The sequence below is a fragment of the Pirellulales bacterium genome (genome assembly GCA_019694455.1).
In the GTDB taxonomy this organism is placed as follows: Bacteria; Planctomycetota; Planctomycetia; order Pirellulales; family JAEUIK01; genus JAIBBY01.
In genome coordinates this window covers 1-4,912 of the sequence record JAIBBY010000114.1, presented here as the reverse complement: position 1 = coordinate 4,912, position 4,912 = coordinate 1, and the positions used below count along the sequence as shown (strand labels likewise).

At 63.0% G+C, this 4,912-nt stretch carries 5 protein-coding genes; 3 read left to right on the top strand and 2 right to left on the bottom strand.

The genetic code is table 11. The annotated features are described in order from the left end of the window. Positions 1-442: tRNA-dihydrouridine synthase family protein (locus tag K1X71_21015; GenBank protein MBX7075630.1), on the bottom strand; the 442-nt coding region annotated here is incomplete at its 3' end. Between the two features lie 211 nt (positions 443-653). Here K1X71_21015 and rpsU point away from each other — a divergent pair. Then, positions 654-854: a 30S ribosomal protein S21 gene (gene rpsU / locus K1X71_21010; protein MBX7075629.1), complete on the top strand. Its 201-nt coding sequence runs from the start codon at positions 654-656 to the stop codon at positions 852-854. A gap of 252 nt (positions 855-1,106) precedes the next feature. On the opposite strand, the gene nadC is transcribed toward rpsU, so the two are convergent. After that, the gene (gene nadC, locus K1X71_21005) at positions 1,107-2,033 is read right to left on the bottom strand and encodes a carboxylating nicotinate-nucleotide diphosphorylase (GenBank protein MBX7075628.1); all 927 of its coding nucleotides are present in this window, start codon (positions 2,031-2,033) and stop codon (positions 1,107-1,109) included. 225 nt (positions 2,034-2,258) lie between these two features. Between nadC and K1X71_21000 the strand changes: the two genes are divergently transcribed. Together K1X71_21000 and uvrB are read left to right on the top strand one after the other, a co-directional pair. Beyond that, positions 2,259-2,669, top strand: a complete 411-nt coding sequence (locus tag K1X71_21000; GenBank protein ID MBX7075627.1) for a helix-hairpin-helix domain-containing protein — start codon at positions 2,259-2,261, stop codon at positions 2,667-2,669. 59 nt (positions 2,670-2,728) lie between these two features. Next, positions 2,729-4,795: an excinuclease ABC subunit UvrB gene (gene uvrB / locus K1X71_20995; GenBank protein ID MBX7075626.1), complete on the top strand. Its 2,067-nt coding sequence runs from the start codon at positions 2,729-2,731 to the stop codon at positions 4,793-4,795. Positions 4,796-4,912: the final 117 nt, after the last annotated feature.

The following is a 4,912-nucleotide window of genomic DNA, read 5'->3' as shown; positions in this document are numbered from 1 at the left end:
CGATCGCCGCGACCCGATCAGGATGCTTGAGCAGATACGATCCGCTGTGCGCTTTTTCGGTGACTTGCTTCACAGGGCAGCCGAAGTTGATGTCGACCACGCTGACGCGAAACTCGTGCGCGAGTTCGGCGCCGACCTCGGCGAGAATCGCCGGGTCGTTGTCCCAGATCTGCACGGCCAACGGTCGCGGTTCGTCGGCCACGCCCCACAGGCGGTCGGGCAATTCCTGCTCGTGCTTCTCCAGCGAGACGAACCCGCGGGCGCTGATCATTTCGGTGGCTTGCAGGCCGGCGCCGCCAAACTGGCGGACAATCTGGCGATACGCGTAGTTGGTGAAGCCGGCCATCGGCGCTTGCAACACGGGGGGATCGACCACCACCGGCCCGATATGGAGCGGTTTGACCTGCGGCAGCGGTTCGGAGAGGGGCGGTGCAGTCGACATAGGGACCCGATGGCCTTTGCGATGGGCAGACCGATTGACGGACGGGACGCCAAAAAACCGTTATAGAATATCAGGGAGCAGAATTGCTGCTGATTTGGGGCATTGTCAGGATAGACAGCGGCTACGCGATCGGTGTAAATTATCGGTTTCGCTCGGTCCGCCGGGACCGATGTAGTTGTGTCGATAGGGTTTCCAGCAACGAGGAGGACTTGTGGTAAAGTTGAAGGTTCGCGAAAGCGAATCGATTCATGAGGCGGTGCGCCGCTTCCGCAAGCTGGTTGAGCGCAGCGGAATCAAGAAGGAAATGCGCCGCAAGGAATATTACGAGAAGCCGAGCGACACCCGCCGCCGCGCCCGTTTGCGCGCCGAGCGTCGCGCTCGCCGTGGCCGCCTGGTCACCGCGCGGGGTTAAGACGGGTTCTCACGCTGGCCACCTGGGGCCAGCGATGCGCCGGTCACTGGGGCGCACGGGCGAGATTTTCTTAGCGCGGACTATTTTTTTTCGCCGGTGGGCGACTCGCGCATAAAAAAACGCAGCGGGGTCCCCTCGTGCTTCCAGCTTTCCCCGCTGCGCGTGACCCACGTCCCTCCCCGAGGCGCAGGTGCGCAGCAAAGTTAGGTTGTGCGCGGCCGCTGTCAAATGCCGGCTGTGTTTGACGCCGGCCTAGCGCCAATCGAGCGCCACATCGAAGGCGGGCGCCGAGTGTGTCAGGGCGCCAACGCTGATTCGATCGACGCCAGAGGCCGCAATTTCGCCAACGGTGGCAAGATTGACGCCCCCGGACGCCTCCAACTCCACGTCTGGCGCTGCCTCATTGCGTTGTCGTACCGCTTGGCGCAATTGTGCGGGGGACATGTTGTCGAGCAGCACAATGTCGGGTTGTGCCGGCAGGACCTGCTGAAGTTGTTCGAGCGAGTCGACCTCGACCTCGATGATCGGCAGTTCGGGCCAGGCCTTGGGGTTCGTCTCGCGAAACAGGATCAAAAACTGGCGGGCCTTGATCACGGCGTCGGCCGGATTGTAGCTGGCGATCTCTTGTCCCAATGCCAGATGGTTGTCTTTGATCAAAACGGCGTCGTATAGGCCCATGCGGTGGTTGCAGCCGCCACCCATCCGCACGGCGTACTTCTCCAAGCGGCGCCAACCGGCGGTTGTTTTGCGCGTATCGTAGATGCGCGCCTGCGAGCCGGCAACGGCGTCGACGTATTGCCGCGTGAGCGAGGCGATGCCCGACAACCGGCCCAAGACGTTGAGCATGGTTCGCTCGGCGGTTAGCAGGTGGCGGGCAGGGCCTTCGATCTCTGCGAGCGTTTCGCCGCGATCCACCCTGGCGCCATCTTCGACCCGCTGCCGCCATTGGCTCTGGCGATCGAACTCCGCCAGCGCCAAGCGCGCGGCTGGCAGGCCGGCGATCACGCCCGCCTGCCGCGCCACCACGTCGGCGCGGCCCGTGGCGCCTGCTGGAACGAGAGCCACGGTGGTCCAATCGTAGACGCGGGATAAATCCTCGCGCACGGCCAAGGCCAGCAAGGTTTGCCAGTCCTCTTCGAGCGGCGGGCCCCAAGTAAGTTGCTGAAAGTCGCGTTGCATCCGCCCACCGTACGTTGGGCTTTGGCGCGTGGTCAAGTGGCCGACGGTTGGAGGTGAGAGAGGATTCCGGCGAGAAAACCAATTTGCGCCGCGGCGACTGGCGGCGATAATGCCCTGCCGCCCACGGAGAAGCGGGCGGTAAACCAGAAACCGCGAATCGTCGATCGCCGTGCCGCGAGCTATGTGCCGCACAGCCGCTGTACTGGGGTTTTTACGGAGTGGTTGGTGCCAGAATCGCCTCGCAAACCGCCGCGCGAGCTGGGACTGCGGCTGGTATTGCGCGCAGCCGACCAGGCGACGGTCGCGGCGCTCGTTGCCTTGGCGCTGGTCTTTCTGGCCGGATACTGGGCGAATCATGCCTGGCGGGGGGAGCGGCTGATCGATATCGACGAGGCGCCGCGGCGGTCGATTCGGTTTGTCGTCGACATCAATCAGGCCGATTGGCCAGAGTTGGCACAGCTTCCGGAGATTGGCCAGACGCTGGCGCGGCGGATCGTTGAGTCGCGCCGCGTGGAGGGGCCGTTTCAAGATCTGGACGAGCTGCGGCGCGTGCCCGGCATTGGGCCACGCACCTTGGAACGCATGATGCCGCATTTGGCGCCGATCGCCGATCGCGAGATGGTCGCTGGACCATGACGCGCAAGCGCCAATAATGATTGGTTGGCGCCTGTCGAACCGCAACAACGAGGTACCCCGTGACGTTTCAGCTTGTCAGTCCCTGGCCGCCGGCAGGCGATCAGCCGCAGGCGATCGAATCGCTCTTGGCGGGCATTAGCGCCCAGCGCAAGCATCAGGTGCTCATGGGGGTGACTGGCTCGGGCAAGACGTTCACCATGGCCAACGTGATCAACGCGTTGCAACGGCCAACGCTGGTCTTGTCGCACAACAAGACGCTGGCCGCGCAGTTGTACTCGGAGTTCAAGGAGTTCTTTCCGCACAACGCGGTGCATTACTTTGTGAGCTATTACGACTACTACCAGCCCGAAGCCTATATTCCGCAGCGCGACATCTATATCGAAAAAGACGCTTCGATCAACGACGAGATCGATCGGTTGCGGCTGGCGGCCACTAGCGCGCTGGTCAGCCGGCGCGATGTGGTGATCGTGGCCAGCGTGTCTTGCATTTACGGCTTGGGATCGCCCGACGATTACCGCGCGATGATGGTGGGCCTGACGAAGGGAGAATCGACCGATCGCGATCAGATGCTCTCCAAGCTGATCGACATTCATTATGACCGCAATGACTTTGAGTTCGCGCGGGGCAAGTTTCGCGTGCGGGGCGACTCGGTCGAGATTTGGCCAGCGTATGAAGAATTCGCCGTGCGTGTCGAGTTTTGGGGGGACGAGGTCGAGGAGCTCTCGCTCATCAATCCCACCAGCGGCGAGGTTATCGAACGCCGCCAGGAGTTGTTCATTTATCCGGCCAAGCACTTTGTCATGCCCGAGGACCGCATCGCCGGAGCGGTCGACTCCATTCGCCAGGAGTTGGCCGAGCGGCTAGAGCTCTTTCGGCATCAAGGCAAGTTGCTGGAGGCGCAGCGGCTGTCGGCCCGCACCCGTTTCGACATCGAGATGATGATGGAGGTGGGCTATTGTCCGGGCATAGAGAACTACAGCCGGCATCTCAGCGGCCGTCCGGCGGGGGCCGCGCCGAACACGTTGTACGATTTCTTTCCCAACGATTACTTACTGATTGTCGACGAATCGCACGTCAGCGTGCCGCAAGTACGGGCAATGTACGCGGGCGACCAAAGCCGCAAGGGCACGCTGGTCGAGCATGGCTTTCGGTTGCCCAGCGCGCTTGACAACCGGCCGCTCAAGTTCGACGAGTGGGTGGAGCGGATCGGCCAGGTGGTTTACGTCTCGGCGACACCGGGCCCGTATGAGCTGGAGCAAACCGGGGGAGAAGTAGTCGAGCAAGTGATTCGCCCCACGGGCCTGCTCGACCCGGTGATTGAAGTGGTGCCGGCCAAAGGTCAGGTGCCTCATCTGCTGACGCAGATTCGGGAGCGATCCGCGGTGGGAGAGCGGGTGCTGGTGACCACGCTCACCAAGCGTCTGGCGGAGGATCTTTCGTACTATCTCAACGAGCAGGGAGTGTTGTGCAAATGGCTGCACAGCGAATTGGACGCATTTGAGCGGGTCGATTTGCTGCGCGATCTGCGGCAAGGGCGGTTTGAAGCCTTGGTGGGGATCAACTTGCTGCGTGAGGGACTCGATCTGCCAGAAGTCTCGCTGGTGGCGATTCTCGACGCCGACAAGGAGGGCTTTTTGCGCAGCGAGACTTCGCTGATGCAGACGATTGGCCGCGCCGCCCGCAATGTCAACGCGAAGGTGATTCTGTACGCCGACGTGGTGACGGCTTCGATGCAGAACGCCATCGAGGAGACGCAGCGCCGCCGCGCGTTGCAGGAAGCGTACAATCGCGAACATGGCATTACGCCGCAAACGGTGAAGAAGAGCATTCGCGCGGGCATTGAGGCCGAGGCGGCGGCCCACGCGCAGGCCAATGCGGCGGTCGGTCGCACCGACGAAACCCAGTACATCACCGAGGAGTTTTTGTCGGAGCTGGAAGCGGAGATGCTGGAGGCCGCGCAGAACATGGAGTTCGAGCGGGCGGCGACGCTGCGCGACCGCATCACCCGGATGCGCGACGAGATTGGCAAGCCGGTTGAGGCTGCGACGGCGCGGGGGGACGACAAGGAGCGTCGCCGTGGGCGTAAGGGGGGGAGGAGCGTGCCGCGGCCCAAGCGGCGCGCGTAAGCGGTTTGACCAAAAAAAGAGCCTCGCGCCAATCGCACGAGGCTCTCTTTTTTGTGAATCGGTGCGGCGCGGACGCCGCGCCCAACTACGGGGTGGCCGGAGCGGGCTCAGCCGGGG